Source organism: Streptomyces sp. NPDC005374 (genome assembly GCF_042872225.1).
Taxonomy (GTDB): Bacteria; Actinomycetota; Actinomycetes; order Streptomycetales; family Streptomycetaceae; genus Streptomyces.
Genome location: NZ_JBIAKA010000018.1, coordinates 24,313 through 49,024, shown reverse-complemented (window position 1 = coordinate 49,024; position 24,712 = coordinate 24,313). Strand labels below are relative to the sequence as shown.

Genomic DNA, 24,712 nt, shown 5'->3' with positions numbered 1-24,712 from the left:
TGCGCCGACTGTGCCTGGGCCAGGATGTCGGCAACACATAAGCATCTGGAGGGGAACCCAGAGATGAGTCACAACCAGCCGGGCCCGTACGGGCAGCCTCAGCAGCCGGGGCAGCCGCCGCAGCCCGGGCCGTACGGCCAGCCGGGCCCCTACGGCCAGCCGCCGCAGGCCCCGCAGCCCGGCTACGGCTACCCGCAGCAGCCGCCGCAGGCCCCTCAGGGCCAGCCGCAGACGCAGCCCGGCTACGGCTACCCGCAGCAGAACGGCGCCCCGCCGCAGACCCCGCCGTACGGGCAGCCGCAGGCTCCCTACGGCCAGCAGCCCCCGTACGGTCAGCAGTCGCCGTACGGCCAGGCCCCCTACGGCGTTCCGCAGCCCCCGGCACCCAGTGGTGGCAACGGTAAGAAGATCGGCATCATCCTCGGCGCGGTGGCGGTCGTGGCCGCGATCGCGGTCGGCGCGTACCTGGTGATCAATGGCGGGAGCGGCGGCTCCGACGTCTCCGACGACGGGGCGCACAAGCTGGCGGCGCCGGCGACGATCCTCGGCGGGGAGTACAAGAAGGGCAGCGACGCCGGGATCGGCGCGCTGAGCGAGAACGACGTCAAGGACGCCGAGTCGTGGGGCGTGAAGGACGCCAAGGACGTCAGCGCGACCTACTCCGCGGGCACGGGCCTCAGCACGAAGTCGCTGATGTTCGCCGGGGTGTACGGCACGATCGACGACCCGGAGAAGGTCGTCGACTCGATGTTCGCCCAGGCCAAGACGGGCTCCGCGAAGGACTCCGACTCGGGCTCGTTCGAGGGCAGCCCCAAGGAGTTCACCCCCGCGGGCTTCGAGAACGGCGTCATGAAGTGCCAGGAGATCAAGACCACCGAGTCCGGCCAGACCATCTCGATGCCGGTGTGCATCTGGGGTGACCACAGCACGGTGACGTACGTGTTCGCGTACGACATGGCCGCCCTGACCGAAGGCAAGAGCACCACGATGGCGGAGGCGGCCGAACTGACCGCCAAGGTCCGCGACGACGTGCGCGTCAAGTCCTGACGGACGGACGCCGGCACCCTCAACGACGAAGGGGCCCCGGTCGGTTGACCGACCGGGGCCCCTTCATGCGTTCGTGAAAGCGGTAAGTCCCTGAGGGCTACGCCGTCTTCTGCTCGCCCGGGCCCCGCCCGCGCGCGTCCCGCGGGATGAGCGTCGGGTTGACGTTGGAGTGGACGACGTCCGCCGTGATGACGACGCGGGCCACGTCCTTGCGGGACGGGATCTCGTACATGACGCCCTGGAGGACCTCTTCCATGATGGCGCGCAGGCCGCGCGCGCCGGTCTGGCGGAGGATGGCCTGGTCCGCGATGGCCTCCAGTGCCTCGCGCTCGAAGTCCAGCTCCACGCCGTCGAGTTCGAAGAGGCGCTGGTACTGCTTGACGAGCGCGTTGCGAGGCTCGATCAGGATCTGGAGGAGGGCCTCGCGGTCCAGGTTGTGGACCGAGGTGATGACGGGGAGACGGCCGATGAACTCGGGGATCATGCCGAACTTCACCAGGTCCTCGGGCATGACGTCCCCGAACTGGTCCTTGGACTGCAGCTCGAGCTTCGAGCGGATCGTCGCGCCGAAGCCGATGCCCTTGGCGCCCGCCCGGGACTCGATGAGCTTCTCCAGGCCCGCGAAGGCACCGCCCACGATGAACAGGACGTTCGTCGTGTCGATCTGGATGAACTCCTGGTGCGGGTGCTTGCGTCCGCCCTGCGGCGGGACGGAGGCGGTGGTGCCCTCGAGGATCTTCAGCAACGCCTGCTGCACGCCCTCGCCGCTCACGTCACGCGTGATGGAGGGGTTTTCACTCTTCCGCGCGACCTTGTCGATCTCATCGATGTAGATGATCCCGGTCTCGGCCTTCTTGACGTCGTAGTCGGCCGCCTGGATCAGCTTCAGCAGGATGTTCTCGACGTCCTCGCCGACGTACCCCGCCTCGGTGAGCGCCGTGGCGTCGGCGATCGCGAACGGGACGTTCAGCATGCGGGCGAGGGTCTGCGCGAGGAGTGTCTTGCCGGAGCCCGTGGGGCCCAGCAGGAGGATGTTGGACTTCGCCAACTCGATCGCGTCGTCACGGCCGCTGCCGCCGCCGTTCTCACCGGCCTGAACGCGCTTGTAGTGGTTGTACACCGCCACGGAGAGGGCCTTCTTGGCCGAGTCCTGGCCCACCACATAGCCCTCGAGGAACTCGAAGATCTCGCGGGGCTTGGGGAGTTCCTCCCAGCGCACCTCGCTCGTCTCCGCGAGTTCTTCCTCGATGATCTCGTTGCAGAGATCGATGCACTCGTCGCAGATGTACACACCAGGACCTGCGATGAGCTTCTTGACCTGCTTCTGGCTCTTGCCGCAGAACGAGCACTTGAGCAGATCGCCGCCGTCACCGATGCGTGCCACGGTGTGCTTCCCCTTCGCCTGGGAGACGCCTAGGTCCAGCGGCTCCTGGTGCTGCCTTATGTCCGACGGTACCTTGCCGGGCCCCCCGTTCGGGCCCCCCTTGGCAGGGTTCACTTTGACGTGCACTGTGCCAAGGGGCGGCATATCCTACGGGTCCGCGTCAGCGGACGGAGGCGTTGTTCATCTTCCGGGTGGAGATGATCTGGTCGATCAGGCCGTACGCCAGGGCGTCGTCGGCCGTGAGGATCTTGTCGCGCTCGATGTCCTCGCGGATCTTCTCGATCGGCGTCGTGGAGTGCTTGGCCAGCAGGTCTTCCAGCTGGGCGCGCATCCGGAGGATCTCGTTGGCGGCGATCTCCAGGTCGGAGACCTGTCCGCGGCCGGTCTCGCTGTAGGGCTGGTGGATCAGCACGCGCGCGTTCGGGAGCGCCATGCGCTTGCCCGGCGTACCGGCGGCCAGCAGGATGGCGGCGGCCGAGGCGGCCTGGCCCATGCAGACCGTCTGGACGTCGGGCTTCACGAACTGCATGGTGTCGTAGATCGCGGTGAGCGCCGTGAAGGAGCCGCCGGGGCTGTTGATGTAGACCGAGATGTCCCGGTCGGGGTCCATCGACTCCAGGCACAGCAGCTGCGCCATGACGTCGTTGGCGGAGGCGTCGTCGATCTGCACGCCGAGGAAGATCACGCGCTCCTCGAACAGCTTCGCGTACGGGTCGTACTCGCGGACGCCCTGCGAGGTGCGCTCGACGAAGCGGGGGATCACGTAGCGGGACTCGGCCACGGGGCCCGCGTACTCGGCGCGTGTGCGGTCGTACAGGCCGCTGCCGGGGAAGTCGTTCACTGTCTGTCTCCTAGGGGCTGTGGCGGTCGGCTGGGGGCTTTCTGGGGCCGTTCCCGGTCCCGTGGGGCGGTCAGGCCCCGGTGCCGCCGCCGCCCGGGATGCCGGCAGCCGTGCTGATGACGTCGTCGATGAGGCCGTACTCCTTGGCCTCCTCGGGGTCGAACCAGCGGTCGCGGTCCGAGTCACGGGTGACCTGCTCGACCGACTGTCCCGTGTGCTGGGCCGTGAGTTCGGCCATGCGCTTCTTGGTGTGCAGCAGCCGCTCGGCGTGGATCTTGATGTCCGACGCGGAACCCGCGAGACCGGCGGAGGGCTGGTGGATCAGGATCTCGGCGTTCGGCAGCGCGAAGCGCTTTCCGGGGGTGCCCGCGCTGAGCAGGAACTGCCCCATGGAGGCGGCCAGACCCATCGCGATGGTCATCACGTCGTTCTTGATGAACTGCATGGTGTCGTAGATCGCCATGCCGGCCGTGATCGAACCGCCCGGGCTGTTGATGTAGAGGTTGATGTCCTTGTCGGGATCGGCCGCGGCAAGGAGGAGGAGCTGCGCGGTGATCTTGTTTGCGATGTCATCGTCGACCGGCTGGCCGAGGAAGATGATCCGCTCGTTGAGCAGCCGGTTGTAGACCTGGTCGCCGAGGCCACCACCGATGGAGGGCTCGCCGGCGGCGGAGGGCATCAGATTCGTCACGTATCCACCTGCTCGTCTTACGACGGCGCCGGGCCGTCTCACGTTTCCCTGCGTGTTCCCTGCGGGGCTGGAGCCATTGGGGACTCCAATCGCCCTCTTGTTCATGGACCCTAACGCGCTGGTCCCTTCGGGGAATCCCGGATTCGTGGCTGTTCGCCGGGGGCGTAGCGCGGGGGGCCTCCGACGGCAGGGCGGCCGCGGGCCGCAGGGGGCGGTCGCGTGCTTCCGCGCGCCCCTCGGGTCGGCCGTCGCCCGCCGGGACGACGCGGGCCCCCGGGAGTGACTCCCGGGGGCCCGTCGTACGACTGTCAGAGGTGCCGGGGGCTTCAGCCCTCGGTCTTCTCCCCGGCCTCGGCCGGGGCGTCCTCGGAGGAGGCCTCCACGGCCTCGACGGTCTCGGCCGTCTCGTCCTCGTCGTCGTCCAGGTCGATGACCTCGCCGTTGGTGTCCTTGACCGTGGCGGCCTCGACCACGACGGCCAGGGCCTTGCCGCGGGCGACCTCGCCGACGAGGAGCGGGACCTGGCCGCCCTCGACGACCGCCTGGGCGAACTGGTCGGGGGACATGTTGGAGGAGGCCGCACGGCGCATGAGGTGCTCGGTGAGCTCCTCCTGGCTGACGTTCAGCTTCTCCCGCTTGACGAGCTCGTCGAGGACGAACTGCGTCTTGATGCCCTTGACCGCGGCGTCCTTGGTCTCGGCGACGAACTCTTCCTCGGTCTTGCCCTGGATCTCCAGGTACTTCTCGAGGTCGAGGCCCATCTGACCGAGCTGGTGGTGCTCCAGGTTGTGCTTGCGGGTGTTGATCTCGTCCTCGAGGAGCTTCTCGGGGACGGGCACCTCGACGAGCTCCAGGAGCTTCTCCAGGACGCGCTCCTGGGCCTGGGTGGCCTGGTCGTACTGCTTCATGTTCTCGAGGCGCTTGCGGCTGTCGGCCTTCAGCTCGTCGAGGGTGTCGAACTCGGAGGCGAGCTGCGCGAACTCGTCGTCCAGCTCGGGCAGTTCACGGGCGGCGACCTGGGTGACCCTGACGGTGACCTCGGCCTCCTTGCCGGCTGCCGAGCCGCCCTTGAGCTCGGAGGCGAAGGTGGCCTCGCCACCGGCCTCCAGGCCCTTCACGGCGTCGTCGATGCCTTCGAGGAGCTCGCCGGAGCCGATCGTGTAGGAGACGCCGCTGGCGACGCCGTCCTCCAGGATCTCGCCCTCGACCTTGGCCTCCAGGTCGATGGTGACGACGTCGCCGTCCTCGGCGGCACGCTCGACCGGGGAGGTCGAGGCGAAGCGCTCGCGGAGCTGCTCGACCGACTTGTCGATGTCCTCTTCGCTGACCTCGACGGAGTCGACCTCGACCTCGATGCCGGAGTAGTCCGGGATCTCGATGGCCGGGCGGACGTCGACCTCGGCGGTGAAGTTCAGCGTCTCGCCGTCCTTCAGCTCGGTGATGTCGACCTCGGGCTGGCCGAGGACGTCGATCTCGGCCTCGTTGACCGCCTCGGTGTAGAACTTGGGAAGCGCGTCGTTGACGGCCTCCTCCAGCACCGCACCGCGGCCGAACCGCTGGTCGATGACGCGGGCCGGGATCTTGCCCTTGCGGAAGCCCTTCACCGTGACCTGCTGGTTGATCTTCTTGTACGCCGCGTCGAGGCTGTCCTTGAGCTCCTCGAAGGGCACCTCGATGCTGAGCCGAACCCGAGTCGGGTTCAGGGTCTCCACGGCGCTCTTCACGGTTCGGTCTCCTTGGGGGCTGACTTCTTGGTTTCTGCCGGTGCCAGAACGGCTCCGGCGGATTCGCCGCCCGGGGGTCGTCCAGTGGAGATCCAGTGGATGAGGCACACGGGCATGCAGCTTGCATAGTAACGGCAGCGGCGACACGCCCCAAAGGCGATCACGAACCCGGTCGCGCGAGGTGATCGCGCAGCCGGTCCGCGAGAGATCGCGCAGGTGGTCGGGGTGGCGGGATTTGAACCCACGGCCTTCCGCTCCCAAAGCGGACGCGCTACCAAGCTGCGCCACACCCCGTCTGGTGCGACACGTAGGGTACATGGCCGCAGGCAGCGGGGTTGCCGCATTTCACGAGCGCGGGGGGCATCGGCGGAAGGGATGTGCGGCGAGGCGGGGCGACCGGCTACGATGCTTCCGTGCCGCCGCGCAGTGATCCGCGGTGCGTGCTGTGCGGGCGTAGCTCAATGGTAGAGCCCTAGTCTTCCAAACTAGCTACGCGGGTTCGATTCCCGTCGCCCGCTCCATACGCATCAGGGCCAGGTCAGAGGTTCGATTCTCTGCCTGGTCCTGATCGTTTTCCGGGGGCTGTTCCCGGTGCTCTCACGGGCCCGTGACACACTCGGGCGCCCGGTCTGCGGGCGGGTCCGGCTCGGGGGTGTTTATGGCTTCGCGGTTCAGGCGGCTCGGCAGCGGTCTCATGACGTGCGTCGCCGTGGCGTGGTTCGGCTACCAGGCCCTGTACGGCGAGGGAATGATGCGCGTCGTCTCCGTCGTCCTGTTGTTCGTGGGCGCTGCGACTGCCGTGGGTGCGGTCATCGATCACGCCTTCCCCCCGCCGAAGCGGCGCCGGGCGCTCGACGGGAACGACGCGGACCGAGCCGCCGTACCCGCCGAAGACCACCGGGCCGGTGGTCCCGCGGGTGGTTCGGGGTCAGAACTGGATCGAGTTGATGGTGTCCGCTATCGAGTCCAGGAAGCGTTGGATGTCGTCGGCCATGCCGGTCGAGGCGAGGAAGAAGCCGAAGAGCACCGCGACTATGGCGGGGCCGGCCTTGATGGAACCTCCCCGGATCAACACCACCAGGATGATTCCCAACAGCAGCACCACTGACAGCGAAATGGCCACAACTGATCACACCCTCGGTCGGTCCCGCTCTCCCGGCCCGGGGACGCGACCCCGCGACCCCCGCCAGGACCATCGTGCCACCAACGCGGCCCGCATATGCGGCCGGTGAGGCAACGTTTGGCCATGCCGATACACGCGCCGCACCCCCTGGCCGGTTCCTTTCGGTCGGCGGCCACCGGGTCCGCACATTCCGTCCGCAGGGAATCCGAAGCATCGACACAGATGTGCGACGGGCATGGTTATGCGGCATTTCAGAGGGATTAATCCTGACAATACAGGCCTGTTGAAGACGGCTCAGAAGTGAACAACCAGCAACGAGACGGCCGGTTTTACGGAAACACACAGCCGGGGCTAGGGTCCCTCAGATGTTTCCAGCCGCCGCCGACGCAGTCCCCCGTCCGCGCTCGCCGCAGAACCCGCCGCCCGGCAAACAGCGCGACGCCTTCTTCGACAACGCCAAGTACCTGGCGATCGTCCTGGTGGCCGTCGCGCACTCCTGGGAGCCGGTCAAGGGCGACAGCCGGATCCTGGAGGCCGCGTACACGGTCGTGTACTCGTTCCACATGCCGGCGTTCATCGTCATCTCCGGCTTCTTCTCGCGCAGTTTCGACATGCGCCCGGACCGTCTGAAGCGGCTGATCACCGGTGTCGCCGTGCCGTACGTCGTCTTCGAGACGGCGTACTCCCTCTTCAAGCGCTACGCCGACCACGACCCGGGCATGGACATCAGCCTCCTTGACCCGTGGTTCCTGACCTGGTTCCTGGTGGCGCTGTTCATCTGGCGGCTCACCACGCCGATCTGGAACCTCGTGCGGTGGCCGCTGCCGCTCGCGCTGGGCATCGCGATGCTGGCGTCCGTGACCCCGGACATCGGCGACGACCTGGACCTGCAGCGGGTGCTCCAGTTCCTGCCGTACTTCGTGCTGGGCCTGGTCATGAAGCCCGAGCACTTCCGGATGGTGCGCCGGCGCTCGATGCGGATCGTGGCGGTGCCGGTGTTCGCGGTCGCCCTCGCCGTCGGCTGGTGGGCGGTGCCGCGCATGAACACCGCGTGGTTCTACCACCGCGACGCCGCCCAGAACCTGGGCGCGCCCTGGTGGACGGGTCCGGTCATGGTGCTGGCCATGTTCGGCGCCTCGCTGCTGCTGACGGCCTGCTTCTTCGCCTGGGTGCCGGGCCGGCGGATGTGGTTCACCGCGCTCGGCGCCGGCACGCTGTACGGCTATCTGCTGCACGGCTTCCTGATCAAGGGCGCGGATTTCACGGGCTGGTTCGACCATGCCTGGCTGCACCGGCCGCGGGGCGAGATCTTCCTGAGCGCGCTCGCCGCGGTCGCCGTCACCCTGATGTGCACCTCGCCGGTGCGCCGGGTCTTCCGGTACGTGATGGAGCCCGACATGAACTGGGCGTTCAGGCGGGACGCGGCCGAGGTGACGCGGGGACGCGAAACACCCCTGAAGGCCGCCCCTCGCGAGACGGTCGACGCCTAGACCGACGGCTGCCGAAGACCGAGAAGCGCGCGCATCCTGGCGTACTTCTCGGTCAGTCGTTTCCGGGTCGTCCCGTCGAGGACCGCCAGCCGTGCCGGGTCCGCGTTGTGCGCCAGATCCGCCTCCTTCACCAGCAGCGCGCCCGGGGTCGCCAGGATGCGTCCGGCGTACGCCTCGGGCGGCTCTCCGGCCCGCTTGGTGACCGCGAGCACGATGTCCTTCGTACGGCGGCTCAGCGCGGCCTCGTGGAGCCAGTGCTCGGAGAGGGCGTCGTCCTCGACGGAGTCGTGCAGCCAGGCCGCTGCGATCTGCTCGTCGTCGCCACCACGCGCGCGTACGCCCTCGGCGACGGCTTGCAGGTGCTCGGCGTAGGGCCGTCCCGCCTTGTCGGTCTGGCCCTCGTGCGCCGCGCGGGCCAGGGCCTCCACTTCGGCCAGGGTCAACTGGGAGATGTGCGTCACCCGTTCAGTGTCCCAGCGCGCGGCCCCGCGTCAGTGCGGCATCGCCGCGGCCGTGGGGCCTTCCCGGCAGATCAGCAGCAGCGCCCGGTCGTCGTTGACGTCCTTCGCGACCGCCTCGATGAGGTGCCAGGCCGCGCCGTGGAAGCCGCCGGCGACATAGCGGTCGGCCTCGCCCGTGAGGCGGTCTATGCCCTCCACTATGTCCCGCTCGGAGGTCTCCACCAGGCCGTCCGTGAAGAGCATCAGGACGTCTCCGGGGCGCAGCGAGCCCTTCACCGGGTCGAACTGCGCACCGTCGTAGACCCCGAGGAGCGGACCGTCCGCGGCCTTCTCCTCCCAGCGGCCGCTGCCCGCGCTGAGCTGGAGCCCCGGCGGATGGCCGGCCGAGTAGAGCTCGTAGTCGCCGGAGTCGAGGTCAAGGACCAGGTGGATCGAGGTCGCGAAGCCCTCGTCCCAGTCCTGGCGGAGCAGATAGCCGTTCGCGGCGGGCAGGAAGTCGTGCGGGGGCAGCGAACCCAGCAGGCCTCCGAACGCGCCCGACAGCAGCAGCGCGCGCGACGCCGCGTCCATGCCCTTCCCGGACACGTCCGTGAGGACGACCTCCATCGTCCGGCCGCCGTTGGTCCGCGCCGCGACCACGAAGTCGCCGGAGAACGACTGGCCGCCCGCGGGACGCAGCGCCATCTCCCGGTGCCATCCCTGCGGCAGCAGCGGCAGTTTGCTCTGCACCCGGATGCGTTCACGTAGGTCGAAGAGCATGGTTCCGCCGCGCCGCCAGGGCACCCCGACCCGGCTGCGGAACTGGGCGATGAGCAGCCCGAAGAAGCCACAGGCCGCCACGACCAGCACCACGCCCGGGGTGACCCGCGCCGCCCCCTCGGTGTACGGCCCCAGCTGCACCGACTCCACGATCAGCGCGGTCGCCGCAGCCGCGTACAGGCCGAGCAGGCTCGCCGGGCGCAGCAGCAGGCCGCCGGCGACGATCGGCAGGACCAGCGCGGCCGGCGAACACCACACGGAGTTCATCAAAGTAGTGGCGGCGATCACCGGGACCGTGAGGAGCAGACCGGCCAGTGCGACCCAGTCGGAACCGTCACCGCGGAAGTAGTCCACGGCGCTTCTGCGCAGGCCGGTGCGGACCCGGTGCCACTGCATCCTCAACCGGGCCGTGAACGTCTCGGCTTCCGCGCGCCGCTGTCGTCCTGCTGCCATTAGTTCGGGACCTTATCCGTCGAACCCCCTGCTTGGCACAGGAGGTACGACTTGTCCCCCGTGCGAGCTTCAACTTCACAGTCTTCTCAGCTCCGTGATCAGCCGAAATTCCCTCGCTCCTCCCGCATAGCCCTGGTAGGCATGGTTCATGGGGACTGACTTGCGGGTGCTTCGGCAGGACGACTGGGACGAGTGGTACGACAACCTGGTCCGCGCTTTCGGCGGGGTTCCGGAGTCGGCCGAGGAGCGGGAGCTGTTTCGCGGGCTCACCGCGTACGACCGGTCCATCGGGGCCTGGGAGGGCGGCCGGTGGGTGGGCACGGCGGGGGCGTACGGCTTCCGGCTGACCGTGCCGGGCGGTGCGTCGGTGCCGGCCGCGGGCGTCACGATGGTGAGCGTGGCGGGCACGCACCGGCGGCGCGGGGTGCTGACGTCGATGATGCGGCGGCAGTTGGACGACGTGCGCGCCTGGGGCGAACCGCTGGCCGTGCTCACCGCCTCCGAGCCGGTGATCTACGGCCGGTTCGGGTACGGCGTCGGCACGTACCACCTCAACGCCGACATCGACACGACCCGCGTACGGCTGTCCGTGCCGCCCGGCACCGACGACGTACAACTGCGGTACGCGGCGCCCGCCGACGTGCTCGAGGCGTGCGAGGCGGTGTACGCCCGGCTCGTGTCGAGGCGGCCCGGGATGCTCGCGCGGATCCCCGGCTGGGAGCGGCTGGGGCTGCTCGACCCGGAGAGCGAGCGGGACGGCGCCTCGCCGCTGCAGTGCGTGGTCGCGGAGCGGGACGGGGAGGTCGTGGGCTATGTGCGGTACCGGGTGAAGGCGGAGTGGGAGGCGGCCGGGCCCAGGGGCACGGTGGTGGTCTCCGACCTGGACGCGCTGGATCCGGCCGCGCAGGGAGCGCTGTGGCGGTTCCTGTTCGACCTCGACCTGACCTCGCGGATCGACGTCAGGCGGCGGCCGGTCGACGAACCCTGGCTGTATCTCGTCTCCGATGTCCGGCGCTGCTCACTGCTGGTACGGGACTCGCTGCACGTACGGCTGGTGGACGTCGGAGCCGCCCTGGAGGCGCGGACCTACCAGGTGCCGGTGGACGTGGTGTTGGAGGTCGAGGACGCCTTCTGCCCCTGGAACTCCGGGCGTTGGCGGCTCAGCGGAGACACCAAGGGCGCGACGTGCGAGCGTACGACGGACCCGGCCGATCTCGCCCTGTCCGTACGGGAGTTGGGGGCGGCCTATCTCGGTGGCGTGAGCCTCGCCTCGTTGGCGGCGGCCGGGCTGGTGCGGGAGGTGCGGCAGGGGGCGCTGACCGAGGCGGCGGTGGGGTTCGGGTCGGCGGTGGTGCCCTGGCTGCCGCACGGGTTCTAGTTCTGGGGCGTGTTGCGAAAGTCCCGTCGTCCGCCCGGAGGGCGGGCCGGGCGGCGTCCGGTGCGGCGAGAGTGCGGGCCAGGCGTCGCCCGGCAGACGGGACTTTCGCAACACGCCCCAGGAGTTCAGCGCTTCTGGCAGACCGGGCACCAGAAGAGGTTGCGGGCGGCGAGATCGGCGGTGCGGATCTCGCCGCCACAGATGTGGCAGGGCAGGTTGGCCCTGCGGTAGACGTAGACCTCGCCGCCGTGGTCGTCCACGCGGGGCGGGCGGCCCATCGCCTCCGGGGTGTGTTCGGGGCGGACGGTGTCGATGCGGTTGTTGCGGACGCCCTCGCGCATGAGGCCGACCAGGTCGGCCCAGATCGTGTCCCACTCGGCGGGGGTGATGTCCCGGCCCGCGCGGTACGGGTCGATGCGGTGCCGGAAGAGGACCTCGGCCCGGTAGACGTTGCCCACGCCCGCGATGACCTTCTGGTCCATCAGGAGGGCGGCGATCGTCGTACGGCTGCGGGAGATCCGTCGGTACGCGGCTCGCGGGTCGGCGTCGGCGCCTGGGCGGAGGGGGTCCGGGCCGAGGCGGTCGTGTATCGACTGCTTCTCGGCGGGGGTGATCAGGGCGCAGGTCGTGGGGCCGCGGAGGTCGACGTATGCCGTGGTGTTCGCGAGGCGGAGGCGGACCGTGTCGGTGGGCGGGGGTGCGGGGGTGCCGCCGAAGGTGACCTTGCCGAAGAGGCCGAGGTGGATGTGGATCCAGTCGGTGGCTCGGAAGCCGAGGAAGAGGTGCTTGCCGTGGGCTTCGGTGTGGGTGAGTTCGGAGCGGTCGAGGAGGGCGGCTGCGTCGGAGAACTTGCCCTGGGGGCTGGTGACTCGGGGTTCTGAGCCCAGGAATGCGGCGCCGTAGTCCTGGGCGAGGCGGTGGATCGTGTGCCCCTCAGGCACGGGTGCTCCCTGTTCGTCTGCGGGTGGGGGCGTGGTCGTCGGAGGTTTTCTCGCCCCCGCCGCCCCTACCCGTCCCGTCCTTCGGGGGCTCCGCCCCCCGGGGCCCCCGCTCCTCAAACGCCGGAGGGGCTGGATGGGGCCGCCGGGGCTGGATTTGCCGCCGAAGGCTACTGCTGGGGGTGGTGGGGCGGGATCGGGGGGAGGGTGCCCGTGGTCTCGTAGTCGGCCAGCATGTCGATGCGGCGCTGGTGGCGTTCGTCGCCGGAGAACGGGGTGTTGAGGAAGGTCTCGACGAACTTCGTCGCCTCCTCCTCCGTGTGCATGCGCCCGCCCACCGCGACGACGTTGGCGTCGTTGTGCTGACGGCCCAGCGACGCGGTCTCCACGCTCCAGGCGAGCGCCGCCCGGACGCCCTTCACCTTGTTCGCCGCGATCTGCTCACCGTTGCCGGAGCCGCCGATCACGATGCCGAGGGAGCCGGCGTCGGCGGCCGTGCGCTCGGCGGCGCGCAGGCAGAACGGCGGGTAGTCGTCCTGGGCGTCGTAGATGTGGGGGCCGCAGTCGACCGCGTCGTGACCGGCCGCCTTCAGCCAGTCGACGAGGTGGTTCTTGAGCTCGAAGCCCGCATGGTCGGATCCGATGTACACGCGCATGGGATGAGTGTGACACGGCTGTTTCGGGGCAGCAGCCCCGGGTGTCGGCCAGGAAAAATATGAGCCCAGCAATAGAACCTCAAGGAAACCTCAAGTAACGATCTGGATTCAAAGGTTCACGGACTCCTTTACCTCCGATTCACTGGACCGACCCGTACGCCGCTCGTATGGGAACCCCCACACCCGGTACGAAGGAATTCCCCGTATGACTGGTCTCCAGGCCGGACTCAAGAACCGTCACCTCTCGATGATCGCCATCGGCGGTGTCATCGGCGCGGGCCTCTTCGTGGGCTCCAGCTCCGGTATCGCCACCGCCGGACCCGGCATCCTGCTGTCGTACCTTCTCGTCGGCACGCTCGTCGTCCTCGTGATGCGGATGCTCGGCGAGATGTCCGCCGCGAACCCGACCTCGGGTTCGTTCTCCGCGCATGCCGACCGGGCGCTCGGGCGCTGGGCCGGCTTCTCCATCGGCTGGCTGTACTGGTTCTTCTGGGTCGTCGTGCTCGCGGTCGAGGCGACCGCCGGTGCCAAGATCCTCGAAGGGTGGATCCCCGCCGTACCGCAGTGGGGGTGGGCGCTCATCGTGATGGTGGTGCTGACCGCCACCAACCTCGTCTCCGTCGCCTCCTACGGCGAGTTCGAGTTCTGGTTCGCCGGGATCAAGGTCGTCGCGATCAGCGCGTTCGTCGTCATCGGCGGCCTGGCCGTCTTCGGTGTGCTGCCCGGTGTCGACAGCGACAAGGCGGGGCTCTCCAACCTCACCGACCACGGCGGCTTCCTGCCCAACGGGCCCGGCGCCATCCTCACCGGCGTCCTGCTCGTCGTCTTCTCCTTCATGGGCAGCGAGATCGCGACCCTGGCCGCCGGTGAGTCGGAGAACCCGCAGCGTGCCGTCACGAAGTCGACCAACAGCATCATCTGGCGTGTCGGCGTGTTCTACCTCGGCTCGATCTTCGTCGTCGTGACGCTGCTGCCGTGGGACGACAAGTCCATCGCCGACCAGGGCTCCTACGTCGCCGCCCTCGACTCCCTGGGCATCGCGCACGCCGGTCAGATCATGAACTTCATCGTGCTGACCTCGGTGCTGTCCTGTCTCAACTCCGGTCTGTACACGGCCTCCCGGATGGCCTTCTCGCTCGGCGAGCGGGGAGACGCGCCGAAGGCGTTCGCGCGGGTCAACGGCCGGGGCGTGCCGATGGCGGCGATCCTCGCCTCGGTGGTGTTCGGCTTCGTGGCCGTCTTCTTCAACTACCTCTCCCCCGACAAGGTCTTCCTCTTCCTCGTCAACTCCTCCGGTGCGGTGGCCCTGTTCGTGTGGCTGGTCATCTGCTTCTCGCAGCTGCGGATGCGGAAGATCATCCAGGCCGAGGCGCCGGAGAAGCTGGTCGTGAGGATGTGGCTGTACCCGTATCTGACCTGGGCGACGGCCGCGTTGATCGTGTTCGTCCTCGCGTACATGCTGACCGACACGGAGCACGACGGCCGGGAGACCGTGCTGCTGTCGCTGCTCGTCGCGGCGGTGGTGCTGGTCATCGCCGTGGTGAAGGAGAGGCTCCGGGGACGGCGTACGGCCTCGGCCTCGGCGGGTGAGGTGACGGACAAGGTGTCCGTCGGCTGACCTGTCCGAACGGTGTGGTGAAGGGCCCCGCGGTGTGTGTCGCGGGGCCCTTCACCTGTGCCTACAGGACGCCTACAGGACGGTGAAGCTGTCCTTCACCCTGCCGTACGTCCTGAGGGCCGGTCCCTCGATGTCCGGCTGGTACCAGGTGCTGACCTGGTACGACTTGCCACCCACGTTGAAGCCGAGCAGTTGGGCGTGCCAGGGGACCCCGCCGAGGGTGAACGTGTACTCCCAGACGACCGCGGGGTGGTCCTGGAACGTCGTCTCCTCCAGCCGGATCTTGCTGTAGTCCTTGCCCTGGTGGGCGTTCTGCTCGGAGGTCTCCCAGCTTTCCATCAAGTCGCCCCGCGCCAGGGAGGACTTGGCCACCAGCTCCTGCTTTCCGTCGGGCGAGGTGTAGTGGACCTCCGCCCCCGTCCGCACGTCCCGCCGCCAGCCGGTCGGCGTCGCCCACGCGAACCCTCCGGCCTCTTCATGCGCGCCGGGTGGCAGGGAACGGGGACGGGAGGTGCCCTCGACGGTGGAGGAAGGGGAGGACGGCGAGCCTCCGGTGGACGAGCCGGACTGCGACGCCGACGCGGAGGCCGACACCGACGCGGCCGGGGAGTCGCCGGCCTTGTCGTCGCCGGGCGAGCCCGAGGTGTTCGCGAGGAGTACGCCGACCACCGCGGCACCCACGACGAGCACGCTCCCGGCAGCGACCAGGGCGGTACGGCGACGGCCGCGTCGGGGCGGGGCGGGGCGGGCGGGGCCGGGGAGTTCGCCCGGGGGCATGCGGAGGGGGTGGGGGCCGAGGAGGGGGGCTGAGCCCGGGTCTGGGGTCGGGTCCGCGGCCGGGTCGGGAACGGGGACTGGGCCGGGGTCGGGGTCGGGAGCGAGGGTGGAGCCGGGGGCAGCGGCCTCCGGACCCGGATGCGGTGCGGAGCTGGGCCGGGGGTCGGCGTCGGGGTGTACGCCCTCGCCCGAGCCGGGACCCGGATCGGCACCGGGGTCAGGGTCGGGGCCGGAGTCGGGATGCCGGCCGGGTACGGCCTGCTTGCCTCGTATCAGGGAGACGCCGGGGCGGGAACCGCGATGGGCCGCCGGTACCGGTCCGACCCGGGTGGGGGCGGAGGCGGCGCGCGAGGGGGTGTCCCGAGTCGGCGCGTCCGGCATGGGGAAGCGCTCCGTGGGGGCGCCCGCCAGGAGGGAGTCCTGGGTGGGGGCGCTCGCGACGGGTGTGCTGGTCGTGGTGGCGCCTGCCCGGAGCACGGCTCCCACCGAGTTCCCGGACGGTGTCTCGGACCGAACCTCCGAACGTTCCGCGGAGGCTGCCTCGGTGGAGGCGCTGGCTGAGTGCGGAGCCGACGGTCCGGCCGGGGCAGGTTCCTCGGCCGGGTCGGGCGGTCGGGGTGGCGCGTCCACGACCTCGGCGGCCACGGAGGACCCGGCGGCCTCGGGGACCGGCCGCGCCCCCTCCGGCGGTGTGTCCGAGGGCGCGTACCCGGCCGGAACTGCATCCGAGGGCTCCGTCCCCGAATCGTCCCGCCCCGACTCGCGTACGGCGTCCCGCACCGGCGTCTCGCCCGCGGCCTCCGATTCCGGCAACCGCGGATCACGCGCCGCCCGCACCACTCGCGCGTCCAGATAGGCGGGGGTGTGCGACTCCCGTGGGGCCCACGGCGACGGGGGCGTCCCCTGCGACGCGCCCGGCGAACCCGCGGGACCGCTGGGCACGTCCGGCTCTCCGGCCCCGTCCCGTACCCCGGAGGCTTCTGCCGCACCCGGCGTCCGCGAAGCCTCGCGCCCCTCAGCCGCCCGCTCCTCGGCCACCTCGTCTGCATCGTCGGCCTCGCCGGTATCCCCGATATCACCGCTCTCACGGGCCTCGTCGCTCTCGCCGACGCGTCCCCCCGGTGCCGCCGTCCCGGCGTCCTCCGCGCCCACCCGCAGAGTCGGCGTGGGCGCGACCGTCGGGAACGCGACCGTGTGCAGGGCCGCCTCCACCTCGTCCAGGCCCGGGCGCACCGACGGGTCCTTCTCCAGGAGGGCCGACAGGATGTCCGCCAACGGGCCCGCGTCCGCGGGGAGTTCCGGCTCCTCGTAGAGGACCGCGTGCAGCGTGGCCAGGGTGGTGTCGCGGGAGAACGGGGAGCGCCCGCCCAGGGCCGCACAGAGGGTCGCGCCGAGCGACCAGATGTCGGACGGTGGGCCCTGAGGGCGGCCGGAGACCCGCTCGGGGGCCATGTAGTCCGGGGAGCCCACGAGCATGCCGACCATGGTGAGCGCCTTGGCGTCCTGGATCGCGGCGATACCGAAGTCCGTGAGGACGATCCGGCGGCCGGTCCGGTCGCTGGACTCCACCAGGACGTTGCCGGGTTTGATGTCCCGGTGCAGGACTCCGCGCGCGTGCACCTGGCGCAGTGCCTCCACCAGACCGAGGCCGAGCTGTGCCGCCGCGCGCGGGCTCAGCGGGCCGTCCTCCACCATCATCCGTTCCAGCGAACGGCCGGTGACCAACTCCATGACGATCCACAGACGTTCGCCCTCGTCCACGACGTCGTAGACCCGCACGACGTTCGGGTGGTCGATCCGTGCGGTGGCCCTGGCCTCGCGCAGGGTGCGTTCACGGCGGGTGCGGGCGTCCTCCGCGTCGAGGCCGTCGATCCGCATCTCCTTGACCGCGACCTGCCGGTCGAGCATTTCGTCGGCGGCTCGCCACACCCGCCCCATTCCCCCCTGACCGATACTCTCGACCAGGCGATATCGTCCTGTCACCAGGAGCCCTGGAACTCCGCCGCTCCTCGTGTTTCCCGTATTTCCCGGCAATCCGCTGCACCCCCCTCAACGACGCCCCGATTGAAACACAATGGTCACACTTCGCGCCGTACCAGCATAGTGCGGAGAAATCTTGTGGTACCTCTTCAAGTACTGCGAATTCAGGCGCAGCCAAGGGGGACGAACATGAGTTCTCGTCGTATGACGACCATCGCCGGATCGCTCGTCACGGCATCTTTCTCGACGGTGATGATCCTTTCCTTCACCGCGAGCGCGGACGAGGGGCCCGCGAGCGGCAAGGGGGGAAAGGCCGTCGACACGGCGCCGGCAGGCGTGGAACTGACGACGACACTGCCCGGGACGATCTCTGTGGACAACAGCTCGCAGAAGACCGACATCACGGCAACCGTGAAGAACGACGGGAGTAAGGACAGCGGAAAGATCAGGCTGTTGGTCGTCGGTTTCGACGGCCTTACGGTCAAAAACGTTCAAGGCTGTTCTCCGATTGATAAAAAGGATCTCCCGGAGGGCTCGAACAGCGGTTTCGCCTGCCCCGTCGACAATCTCGCGGCCGGTAAGTCGAAGTCGTACGCCGTCGACGCGACGTTCGATCTCGGCAAGACCGGAAAGATCTGTCTGCCGGTGCAGACCGGCGACGGAAAGAAGACGTTCTGGCAGCAGGGCCCGGTTCCGTTCGGTACGACCAACCCGTCGCCGAACGCTCCGGCCACCCCGCTGCTGCTGGGCACCGACAACACGCCCGTGGCACCCGGCGGCGACGAGCTCCCCAAGACCGGTGTCGGACGTGACCTGCTGCCGCTGGGGGCGGCCGGGGCGTCACTGATGGCGGCGGGCGCGGCCGGACTGTGGTGGTCGCAGCGGCGGCCCCGGCCCACCTGCTGATCCCACGGAGGAACAGCGTAGGAAAACGCCGGAGGCATGACCTGACGGAACCTGTCAGGTCATGCCTCCGGCGTGCGCGGGGCGCGGGGCGCGCGGGGTCTCAGCGCTTGACGAGCTTCCAGGCGGTGGGCAGGACGCCCATCGCCAGGGCCGCCTTGAGGGCGTCACCGAGGAGGAACGGGGTGAGGCCGGCGGCGATCGCGGCGGACGCGGACATGCCGGCGTCGTAGGCGAGGTAGGGGACGCCGACGGCGTAGATGATCGCCTCGCCGACCAGCATCGTGCCGGCCGTGCGGAGCATCGAGCGGTCGGCGCCGCGGCGGGCCAGGGCACCGACGGCGGCGGAGGCCAGGATCATGCCGAGGATGTAGCCGAAGGACACGGAGATCCCGGAGGTGCCCTGGGCGAACCACGGCAGCCCCGCGAGGCCGGCCAGCGCGTACAGGGCGAGGGAGGCGACACCGCGGCGGGCACCGAGGGTCGTGCCGACGAGCAGCGCGGCGAAGGTCTGTCCGGTCACCGGCACCGGGGAGCCCGGCACGGGCACGGCGATCTGCGCGGCCAGGCCGGTAAGGGCGGCGCCGCCGACCACGAGCGCGACGTCCCGGACGCGGGAGGCGGGGATCAGGTCGGCGAGGACCTGGCCGGTGCGAAGGGGGGCGACGGCGGTGCTCATGGGGACTCCGCGAGGGTGTGGACGGCGGGGGACATCGTGACGCTATCCCAGCGCGATCCGGCCGATCACCGTCAGCGCCCCACAAAGCGGGGAACGGCGCCTTGGTGGGCTTCGGACAAAGGATGCCGCTTACACCCGGTTCGGCGTGACCCCCGTCACTGAGGTGGGGTGGCTGACGGCACGGGGGCGGCGAGGGGCCACGCTGTGGAGAACCACCAAACGAATCCTAGTGGTCTGGTCGGATTCAGGTTTCCTGCCCTACTCTTGCCGTCATGGTCGCCCAGTCCCGGTACTTCTCGTCGCGTCGTCATGTCGACCTGCGACGCGTGGGCACGGCCACCTGTCGCCGTCCGGTGTGAGGCGGGTTCCGGCGCGCCTCACTTCCGAGACGTGTCGGCCCCCGTTCCTTAAGGACGGTTTTCCATGCCCCGTACCGAGGCACCCCCTGTCACCCCCACCTCCCGGCGCCGGACCAGCGCCAGCGTCGTCCTGCGGTCCGTGCTGGAGCACGGGCCGGTGGCGCGCAGCACCATCGCCCGGCTGACCGGCCTGTCCCCGGCGTCGGTGACGGACTACTGCTCCCGTTTCACCGAACTCGGCCTGATCCGTGAGTCGGCCGCGCCCCGGCAGTCCAACGGCGTGGGGCGTCCGCACGTCCCCGTCGACCTGGACGACTCGCGGTTCGTGGTGGGCGGTGTGCACGTGGCGGTGCCGTACACCACGGTCGCGCTGCTCGACCTGCGCGGCCGGGTGCTGGCCCGGCGCGAGTTGAAGCACGAACACACCGCGCCCGGGCCGGTGTTGGCGCGGGCCGCCGAGGGGCTGGCCGCTCTGCTGGCCGACTCGCCCGGCTGCCGGCCGCTCGGCGTCGGGGTGGCCGTCGGCGGCTGGGTGGACCGGGACTCCGGGACCGTCGTCGAGCATCCGCTGCTGGGCTGGCGCGAGGTGCCGGTGCGGGAGGTGCTCGGTGCCCGCACCGGGCTGCCGGTCCATGTGGACGGGCACGCGCGGGCGTTGGTCAACGCGGAGCGGCTGTTCGGACGGGCTCGCGGCAGCCGGAGCCTGCTGCATCTGTTCGTCGGCAACGTGGTGGACTCGGCCTTCGCGACCAACGACGAGGTCCACCACGGGCCGCGCTCCCAGGCGGGCGCCATCGCCCATCTGCCGGTGCCGGGCGGCACGGAGCCCTGCGCGTGCGGCCGGACCGGTTGCCTCCAGGCCGAGTTGAGCGAACGGACGCTGTGCCGGCGGGCACGGCAGGCGGGCGTCACCGAGGGCGTGAACCCCATGCATGTGGTCGCGGCGGCGGCCGCGGGCGACCCGGAGGCGGTACGGCTGCTGGTGGAGCGGGCGGGTGCCATCGGGCGGGCGGTGCGACTGCTGCTGGACGTGCTGAACCCGGAGACGGTGGTCGTGACCGAGGTCGGCACGATCCACCGGGCGGACTGCCTCGCCGCGCTGCGCGAGGGGGTCGGTGACGAGCGGGCGGACTCCGTGGTGGCGACGAGCTTCCCGGAGACCGTGCTGGCTGTGGCGGGCGGTTCGGTGGCCCTCGACGTGCTCTACCGGGATCCGCTGACCCTGTCACCTCAGCGGAGTTAATTCAGAAACGCCGAATGTTGACAGGCCCTCCGCACGACCGGGAACATGTTTTCCATGAGCCCGCACCTGTACTGTCGCACCCTTTGTTGCTGACACGCTGCCCCGCGTGACGCGCTCATTTCCCCTGCGTTGATTTTCCCCTCCGCGATCCCCTTCTCCGGGATCTCGTTCTCGTGATCCCGTTCGCCGTGATCTCGTCCTCCGCGTTTTCCCCTGCGCTCCTTCGGCGCTGATTCCGGGAGTCCTCCCATGCCTGTTTCCCGTACGTCCGGTGTCGACCGGCGACTGTTCCTCTCCTCGATACTCGGTGCCGCGGCCGGTGTCGCCGGCCTCAGCGGGTGCGCCGGAAGCAGTGCCGCCGCCGACACCAAGGACGCACTGTCCGCCCCGCTCGCCGCCAAGGTCCCGGCGGGTACGAGCCTGAAGATCGCTTCGTATCTGGGCACCCAGCAACTCCAGTTGAAGCTCGGCAAGTTCGGCGAACTGCCGTTCAAGGTGACCGACTGGGCCAATATCGGCGCCGGTCCGGATGTCATCAACGCCTTTCGCGCGGGCTCCCTCGACATCGGCAACAACGCGGGTATTCCGCCGATCCAGGCGCACTTCCAGGGCTATGACGCGAAAATCGTCGCGATCAACATCACCCGCAAACCGAACTACCTCTTCGCCACGAAGCCCGGCAGCGATGTCCGCACGGTCGAGGACTTCAAGGGGAAGAAGCTCGCCTTCTCGCAGGGACAGGCGCAGGGAGTCGTCCTGCTGCGGGCGTTGAAGAAGGCCGGGCTCGCCTACGACGACGTGAAGCTCGTCCCGCTCACCAGCAACCAGTTCTTCACCGCCCTGCAGTCCGGCCAGGTGGACGTGGCGCCGCTCGCCAACAGCCAGGCGCCCGCCTACCTCCAGCAGTACGAGGCCAAGGGCGCCCACGCCATCACCACCGACGTGGTCGACCTGCTCAACCTGCTGTGGGCGCCGGCCTCCGTGCTGAGCGACCGCGCGAAGGCCGCCGCGGTCGCCGCCTACATCCCGTTCTGGGCCAAGAGCCAGGTGTGGACGTACGAGAACCCCGGCCTCTGGAACGAGGAGTTCTACGTGAAGACGCAGAACCTGACCCTCCCCCAGGCGAAGGCGGTCACCGCGCTCGCCAACAAGCCGCTGTTCCCGCCGAGTTGGGACGAGGCCATCAAGTGGGAGCAGGAAACGGCGGACCTGCTGGCGGAGGGCGGCTTCGTGAAGAAGTTCGACGTGGGCTCCCTCTTCGACCACCGCTTCGAGGGCATCGCCGCGAAGGCTGTGCCCGCGGAGTACCGGCGGTGACCGCCGTGACCACGACCGCGGCCGTGCCCGCCGTGGTCGCCGAGGACGCGCCCCAGGTCCGCAGGCGCCGCCGGCTCTCCCCCGGCAAACGCCTGCCCGCCGCCCGGCTCGTCGGCCCGCTCCTCTTCCTCGCCGTGTGGGCCGCCGCCTCCGCCGCCGGCCGGCTCGACCCGGCCGCGGTCCCCGCGCCCTGGACGGTGGTGCGGACCGGTGCCCGGCTGTGGACCGACGGGACGCTGCCGACCGACATCATGACCTCCCTCCAGCGGGCCGGATCCGGGTTCGCGATCGGGCTGGTCGCCGGTGTCGCCCTCGCTCTGGCCGCCGGGCTCAGCCGGGTCGGCGAGGCGCTGATCGACGGGACGGTGAACCTCAACCGGGCGATCCCGACCCTCGGTCTGATCCCGCTGTTCATCCTCTGGCTGGGCATCGGCGAGACCTTCAAGGTCGCGATCATCGCGATCGTCGTCTACATCCCGATCTATCTGAACACGCATGCCGCGCTGTCCGGCATCGACCACCGCTTCGTCGAACTGGCCGAGGTGCAGGGGCTGTCGAGGTTCGCCTTCGTACGGCAGATCGTCGTACCCGGCGCGCTGCCCGGGTTCTTCGTGGGACTCCGGCTCGGCGTCACCGGCTCCTGGCTGGGCCTGGTCGTCCTGGAGCAGATCAACGCCACCAGCGGACTCGGCTACATGATGTTCCAGGCCCAGAACTACGGCCAGAGCGATGTGATCCTCGTCGGTCTCGTCGTCTACGGCGTCTTCGGCCTGGTCTCCGACAGCGCGGTCCGTCTCATCGAACGGAGGGTGCTGTCATGGCGACGCACACTGAGCAGCTGACCCGCCCGGCCGTCCGGCTCCGGGGACTGACCCGGTCCTTCGACGGGCGCACGGTCCTCGACCGGGTCGACCTCGACATCCCGGCAGGGCAGTTCGTGGCCCTGCTCGGGCACAGCGGCTCCGGCAAGAGCACGCTGCTGCGGGCGATCGCGGGCCTGGACCACGAGGTGGTGGGGAGCGGCCGGCTGACCGCCCCCGAGCGGGTGTCCGTGGTCTTCCAGGACTCCCGGCTGCTGCCCTGGCGTCGGGTGCTGGACAACGTGCTCCTCGGCACGGACGGTGAGGCCAGGGGCCGCGAGGCGCTCGCCGAGGTGGGCCTTGCGGGCCGTGAACGGGCCTGGCCCAACGAGCTGTCCGGCGGTGAGGCGCAGCGGGCGGCACTGGCCCGGTCGCTGGTCAGGGAGCCCGAACTGCTCCTGGCCGACGAGCCGTTCGGCGCGCTGGACGCGCTCACCCGGATCAGGATGCACGCCCTGCTGCGGGAGCTGTGGAAGCGCCACCAGCCGTCCGTACTGCTCGTCACCCACGACGTGGACGAGGCGATCGTCCTCGCCGACCGGGTGCTCGTACTCGACCAGGGCCGCATCGGCCTCGACCTGACCATCGACAGCCCGCACCCGCGCTCCTACCGGGACCCCCAGCTGGGTGAGTACCGCGAACGACTGCTGGCCGCGCTCGGCGTCACGGAGGACCACGCATGACCGCACGACAGCTCCACCTCAACGCCTTCCTCATGAACACCGGGCACCACGAGGCCTCCTGGCGGCTCCCGGAGAGCGACCCGTTCGCGCACGTCGAGCTCGACCACTTCGTGCACCTGGCCCGGATCGCCGAGCGCGGCACCTTCGACTCGCTCTTCCTGGCCGACGGGCCGCAGTTGTGGAGCAACCTGGCGCAGCGGCCCGCGGGCGCGCTGGAGCCGCTCACGCTGCTGACCGCGCTGGCGACGGCCACCCAGCACATCGGGCTGATCGCGACCGCCTCCACCTCCTACAACTCGCCCTACAACCTGGCCCGCAAGTTCGCCTCGCTGGACATCATCAGCGGCGGCCGGGCGGGCTGGAACATCGTCACCACCGCCGGCGCCGAGGCCGCCCGCAACTTCGGTCTGGACGCGGAGCCCGCGCACGCCGAGCGGTACGCCCGGGCCGCCGAGTTCCTCGACGTGGCCCTCAAGCTCTGGGACAGCTGGGAGGACGACGCGATCGTCGGCGACAAGGCGGCCGGCGTCTGGGGCGACGACACGAAGATCCATCCGCCGCGCCACCGGGGGACGTACTTCAGCGTCGAGGGCGCGCTCAACGTGCCGCGCACACCCCAGGGTTACCCGCTGCTCGTGCAGGCGGGATCCAGCGAGGACGGCAAGGAGTTCGCGGCCCGGTACGCGGAGGCGGTGTTCACCGCGCAGCAGACCATCGAGGACGCGCGCGCCTTCTACACCGACCTCAAGTCCCGTACCACCGCGGCCGGCCGGGACCCCGACCACATCAAGGTGCTGCCCGGCATCGTCCCCGTCATCGGCGCCACGGAGGCCGAGGCGCTGGCGAGGGAACAGGAGCTGGAGGAGCACATCGTGCACCGGCACGGCGTGGCCACCCTGGAACGGCTGCTGCAACTGCCCGAGGGAACACTGGAGTTGGACAGACAGCTGCCCGCCGACCTGCCGCCCGAGTCCGCCATCGAGGGCGCGAAGAGCCGCTACACGCTGGTCGTGGAGCTGGCCCGGCGGGACCGTCTCACCGTGCGGCAGCTGATCGGACGGCTCGGCGGCGGACGCGGCCACCTCACCTTCGCCGGCACACCCGAGCAGGTCGCCGACGCCATCGGGACGTGGTTCACGCAGGGAGCCGCCGACGGCTTCAACATCATGCCCGCGGTGCTGCCGTCCGGCCTCGACGCCTTCGTCGACCACGTCGTCCCGATCCTGCGCGCCCGCGGTCTGCTCCGCACGGAATACGGCCCGCGCCGGACCCTGCGGGACCGCTACGGCCTCCCCCGCCCCGTGAACCAGTACGTCCAGCCCGTCCACGCCTAGAAAGGACCCCGCAC

21 protein-coding genes and 2 tRNA genes are annotated in these 24,712 nt (G+C 70.0%); 11 read left to right on the top strand and 12 right to left on the bottom strand.

Going from position 1 to position 24,712, the window contains the following annotated elements:
• The first annotated feature begins 63 nt into the window (after positions 1-63).
• The gene (locus tag ACFYRX_RS36320; protein WP_389109433.1) at positions 64-1,047 is read left to right on the top strand and encodes a hypothetical protein; all 984 of its coding nucleotides are present in this window, start codon (positions 64-66) and stop codon (positions 1,045-1,047) included.
• Positions 1,048-1,144: 97 nt separating this feature from the next.
• Here ACFYRX_RS36320 and clpX read toward each other — a convergent pair whose 3' ends face one another.
• The 5 genes from clpX to ACFYRX_RS36295 form a co-directional block, all read right to left on the bottom strand.
• Entirely contained in the window at positions 1,145-2,431 is a 1,287-nt protein-coding gene (clpX, locus tag ACFYRX_RS36315) for an ATP-dependent Clp protease ATP-binding subunit ClpX (protein ID WP_389109431.1), read from the bottom strand.
• 160 nt (positions 2,432-2,591) lie between these two features.
• The gene (locus ACFYRX_RS36310; RefSeq protein ID WP_389109429.1) at positions 2,592-3,272 is read right to left on the bottom strand and encodes an ATP-dependent Clp protease proteolytic subunit; all 681 of its coding nucleotides are present in this window, start codon (positions 3,270-3,272) and stop codon (positions 2,592-2,594) included.
• Between the two features lie 70 nt (positions 3,273-3,342).
• Entirely contained in the window at positions 3,343-3,963 is a 621-nt protein-coding gene (locus ACFYRX_RS36305) for an ATP-dependent Clp protease proteolytic subunit (RefSeq protein ID WP_389109426.1), read from the bottom strand.
• A 326-nt stretch (positions 3,964-4,289) separates the two neighbouring features.
• Positions 4,290-5,687: a trigger factor gene (gene tig, locus ACFYRX_RS36300; protein ID WP_389109423.1), complete on the bottom strand. Its 1,398-nt coding sequence runs from the start codon at positions 5,685-5,687 to the stop codon at positions 4,290-4,292.
• Between the two features lie 217 nt (positions 5,688-5,904).
• Positions 5,905-5,981, bottom strand: a tRNA-Pro gene (locus ACFYRX_RS36295).
• Positions 5,982-6,134: 153 nt separating this feature from the next.
• Here ACFYRX_RS36295 and ACFYRX_RS36290 point away from each other — a divergent pair.
• Positions 6,135-6,208: transfer RNA gene (locus ACFYRX_RS36290), tRNA-Gly, on the top strand.
• Positions 6,209-6,615: 407 nt separating this feature from the next.
• Here the strand turns inward: ACFYRX_RS36290 and ACFYRX_RS36285 are convergent.
• On the bottom strand, positions 6,616-6,810 hold the full coding sequence (locus ACFYRX_RS36285; protein ID WP_328976437.1) for a hypothetical protein: 195 nt from the start codon (positions 6,808-6,810) through the stop codon (positions 6,616-6,618).
• A 365-nt stretch (positions 6,811-7,175) separates the two neighbouring features.
• Here ACFYRX_RS36285 and ACFYRX_RS36280 point away from each other — a divergent pair, with 365 nt between their 5' ends.
• On the top strand, positions 7,176-8,300 hold the full coding sequence (locus ACFYRX_RS36280) for an acyltransferase family protein (RefSeq protein WP_389109420.1): 1,125 nt from the start codon (positions 7,176-7,178) through the stop codon (positions 8,298-8,300).
• Here the strand turns inward: ACFYRX_RS36280 and ACFYRX_RS36275 are convergent.
• Together ACFYRX_RS36275 and ACFYRX_RS36270 are read right to left on the bottom strand one after the other, a co-directional pair.
• Positions 8,297-8,752 (bottom strand): HD domain-containing protein, encoded by a 456-nt coding sequence (locus ACFYRX_RS36275; protein WP_389109846.1) that lies wholly within the window; start codon positions 8,750-8,752, stop codon positions 8,297-8,299. The genes ACFYRX_RS36280 and ACFYRX_RS36275 overlap by 4 nt on opposite strands.
• A gap of 39 nt (positions 8,753-8,791) precedes the next feature.
• Positions 8,792-9,973 carry a PP2C family protein-serine/threonine phosphatase gene (locus ACFYRX_RS36270; RefSeq protein ID WP_389109418.1) on the bottom strand — a complete coding sequence of 394 codons (1,182 nt, stop codon included), beginning with the start codon at positions 9,971-9,973 and terminating at the stop codon, positions 8,792-8,794.
• A gap of 148 nt (positions 9,974-10,121) precedes the next feature.
• On the opposite strand from ACFYRX_RS36270, the gene ACFYRX_RS36265 reads away from it, so the two are divergent.
• Positions 10,122-11,351, top strand: coding sequence for a GNAT family N-acetyltransferase (locus ACFYRX_RS36265; protein ID WP_389109415.1), 1,230 nt, complete (start codon positions 10,122-10,124; stop codon positions 11,349-11,351).
• A gap of 125 nt (positions 11,352-11,476) precedes the next feature.
• On the opposite strand, the gene ACFYRX_RS36260 is transcribed toward ACFYRX_RS36265, so the two are convergent.
• Together ACFYRX_RS36260 and ACFYRX_RS36255 are read right to left on the bottom strand one after the other, a co-directional pair.
• Positions 11,477-12,292 (bottom strand): Fpg/Nei family DNA glycosylase, encoded by an 816-nt coding sequence (locus tag ACFYRX_RS36260; protein ID WP_389109413.1) that lies wholly within the window; start codon positions 12,290-12,292, stop codon positions 11,477-11,479.
• Positions 12,293-12,459: 167 nt separating this feature from the next.
• Positions 12,460-12,945 carry a ribose-5-phosphate isomerase gene (locus tag ACFYRX_RS36255; RefSeq protein WP_389109410.1) on the bottom strand — a complete coding sequence of 162 codons (486 nt, stop codon included), beginning with the start codon at positions 12,943-12,945 and terminating at the stop codon, positions 12,460-12,462.
• A 205-nt stretch (positions 12,946-13,150) separates the two neighbouring features.
• On the opposite strand from ACFYRX_RS36255, the gene ACFYRX_RS36250 reads away from it, so the two are divergent.
• Positions 13,151-14,563, top strand: coding sequence for an amino acid permease (locus ACFYRX_RS36250; RefSeq protein WP_389109407.1), 1,413 nt, complete (start codon positions 13,151-13,153; stop codon positions 14,561-14,563).
• Between the two features lie 72 nt (positions 14,564-14,635).
• On the opposite strand, the gene ACFYRX_RS36245 is transcribed toward ACFYRX_RS36250, so the two are convergent.
• Positions 14,636-17,278, bottom strand: a complete 2,643-nt coding sequence (locus ACFYRX_RS36245; protein WP_389109843.1) for a protein kinase — start codon at positions 17,276-17,278, stop codon at positions 14,636-14,638.
• 231 nt (positions 17,279-17,509) lie between these two features.
• Here ACFYRX_RS36245 and ACFYRX_RS36240 point away from each other — a divergent pair, with 231 nt between their 5' ends.
• The gene (locus ACFYRX_RS36240; protein WP_389109405.1) at positions 17,510-18,226 is read left to right on the top strand and encodes an LPXTG cell wall anchor domain-containing protein; all 717 of its coding nucleotides are present in this window, start codon (positions 17,510-17,512) and stop codon (positions 18,224-18,226) included.
• A gap of 100 nt (positions 18,227-18,326) precedes the next feature.
• Here the strand turns inward: ACFYRX_RS36240 and ACFYRX_RS36235 are convergent, their stop codons facing one another.
• Positions 18,327-18,902 carry a biotin transporter BioY gene (locus ACFYRX_RS36235; protein WP_389109402.1) on the bottom strand — a complete coding sequence of 192 codons (576 nt, stop codon included), beginning with the start codon at positions 18,900-18,902 and terminating at the stop codon, positions 18,327-18,329.
• A gap of 423 nt (positions 18,903-19,325) precedes the next feature.
• On the opposite strand from ACFYRX_RS36235, the gene ACFYRX_RS36230 reads away from it, so the two are divergent.
• From ACFYRX_RS36230 to ACFYRX_RS36210, 5 genes are all read left to right on the top strand, one after another.
• Positions 19,326-20,504: an ROK family protein gene (locus ACFYRX_RS36230; protein WP_389109399.1), complete on the top strand. Its 1,179-nt coding sequence runs from the start codon at positions 19,326-19,328 to the stop codon at positions 20,502-20,504.
• Positions 20,505-20,753: 249 nt separating this feature from the next.
• Positions 20,754-21,821: an ABC transporter substrate-binding protein gene (locus tag ACFYRX_RS36225; protein ID WP_389109396.1), complete on the top strand. Its 1,068-nt coding sequence runs from the start codon at positions 20,754-20,756 to the stop codon at positions 21,819-21,821.
• Positions 21,818-22,663: an ABC transporter permease gene (locus tag ACFYRX_RS36220; RefSeq protein ID WP_389109394.1), complete on the top strand. Its 846-nt coding sequence runs from the start codon at positions 21,818-21,820 to the stop codon at positions 22,661-22,663. Before ACFYRX_RS36225 ends, ACFYRX_RS36220 begins: the two co-directional genes overlap by 4 nt.
• Positions 22,639-23,364 (top strand): ABC transporter ATP-binding protein, encoded by a 726-nt coding sequence (locus ACFYRX_RS36215; RefSeq protein WP_389109392.1) that lies wholly within the window; start codon positions 22,639-22,641, stop codon positions 23,362-23,364. Before ACFYRX_RS36220 ends, ACFYRX_RS36215 begins: the two co-directional genes overlap by 25 nt.
• On the top strand, positions 23,361-24,698 hold the full coding sequence (locus ACFYRX_RS36210; protein WP_389109390.1) for an LLM class flavin-dependent oxidoreductase: 1,338 nt from the start codon (positions 23,361-23,363) through the stop codon (positions 24,696-24,698). The genes ACFYRX_RS36215 and ACFYRX_RS36210 overlap by 4 nt, the downstream gene beginning before the upstream one ends.
• Positions 24,699-24,712: the final 14 nt, after the last annotated feature.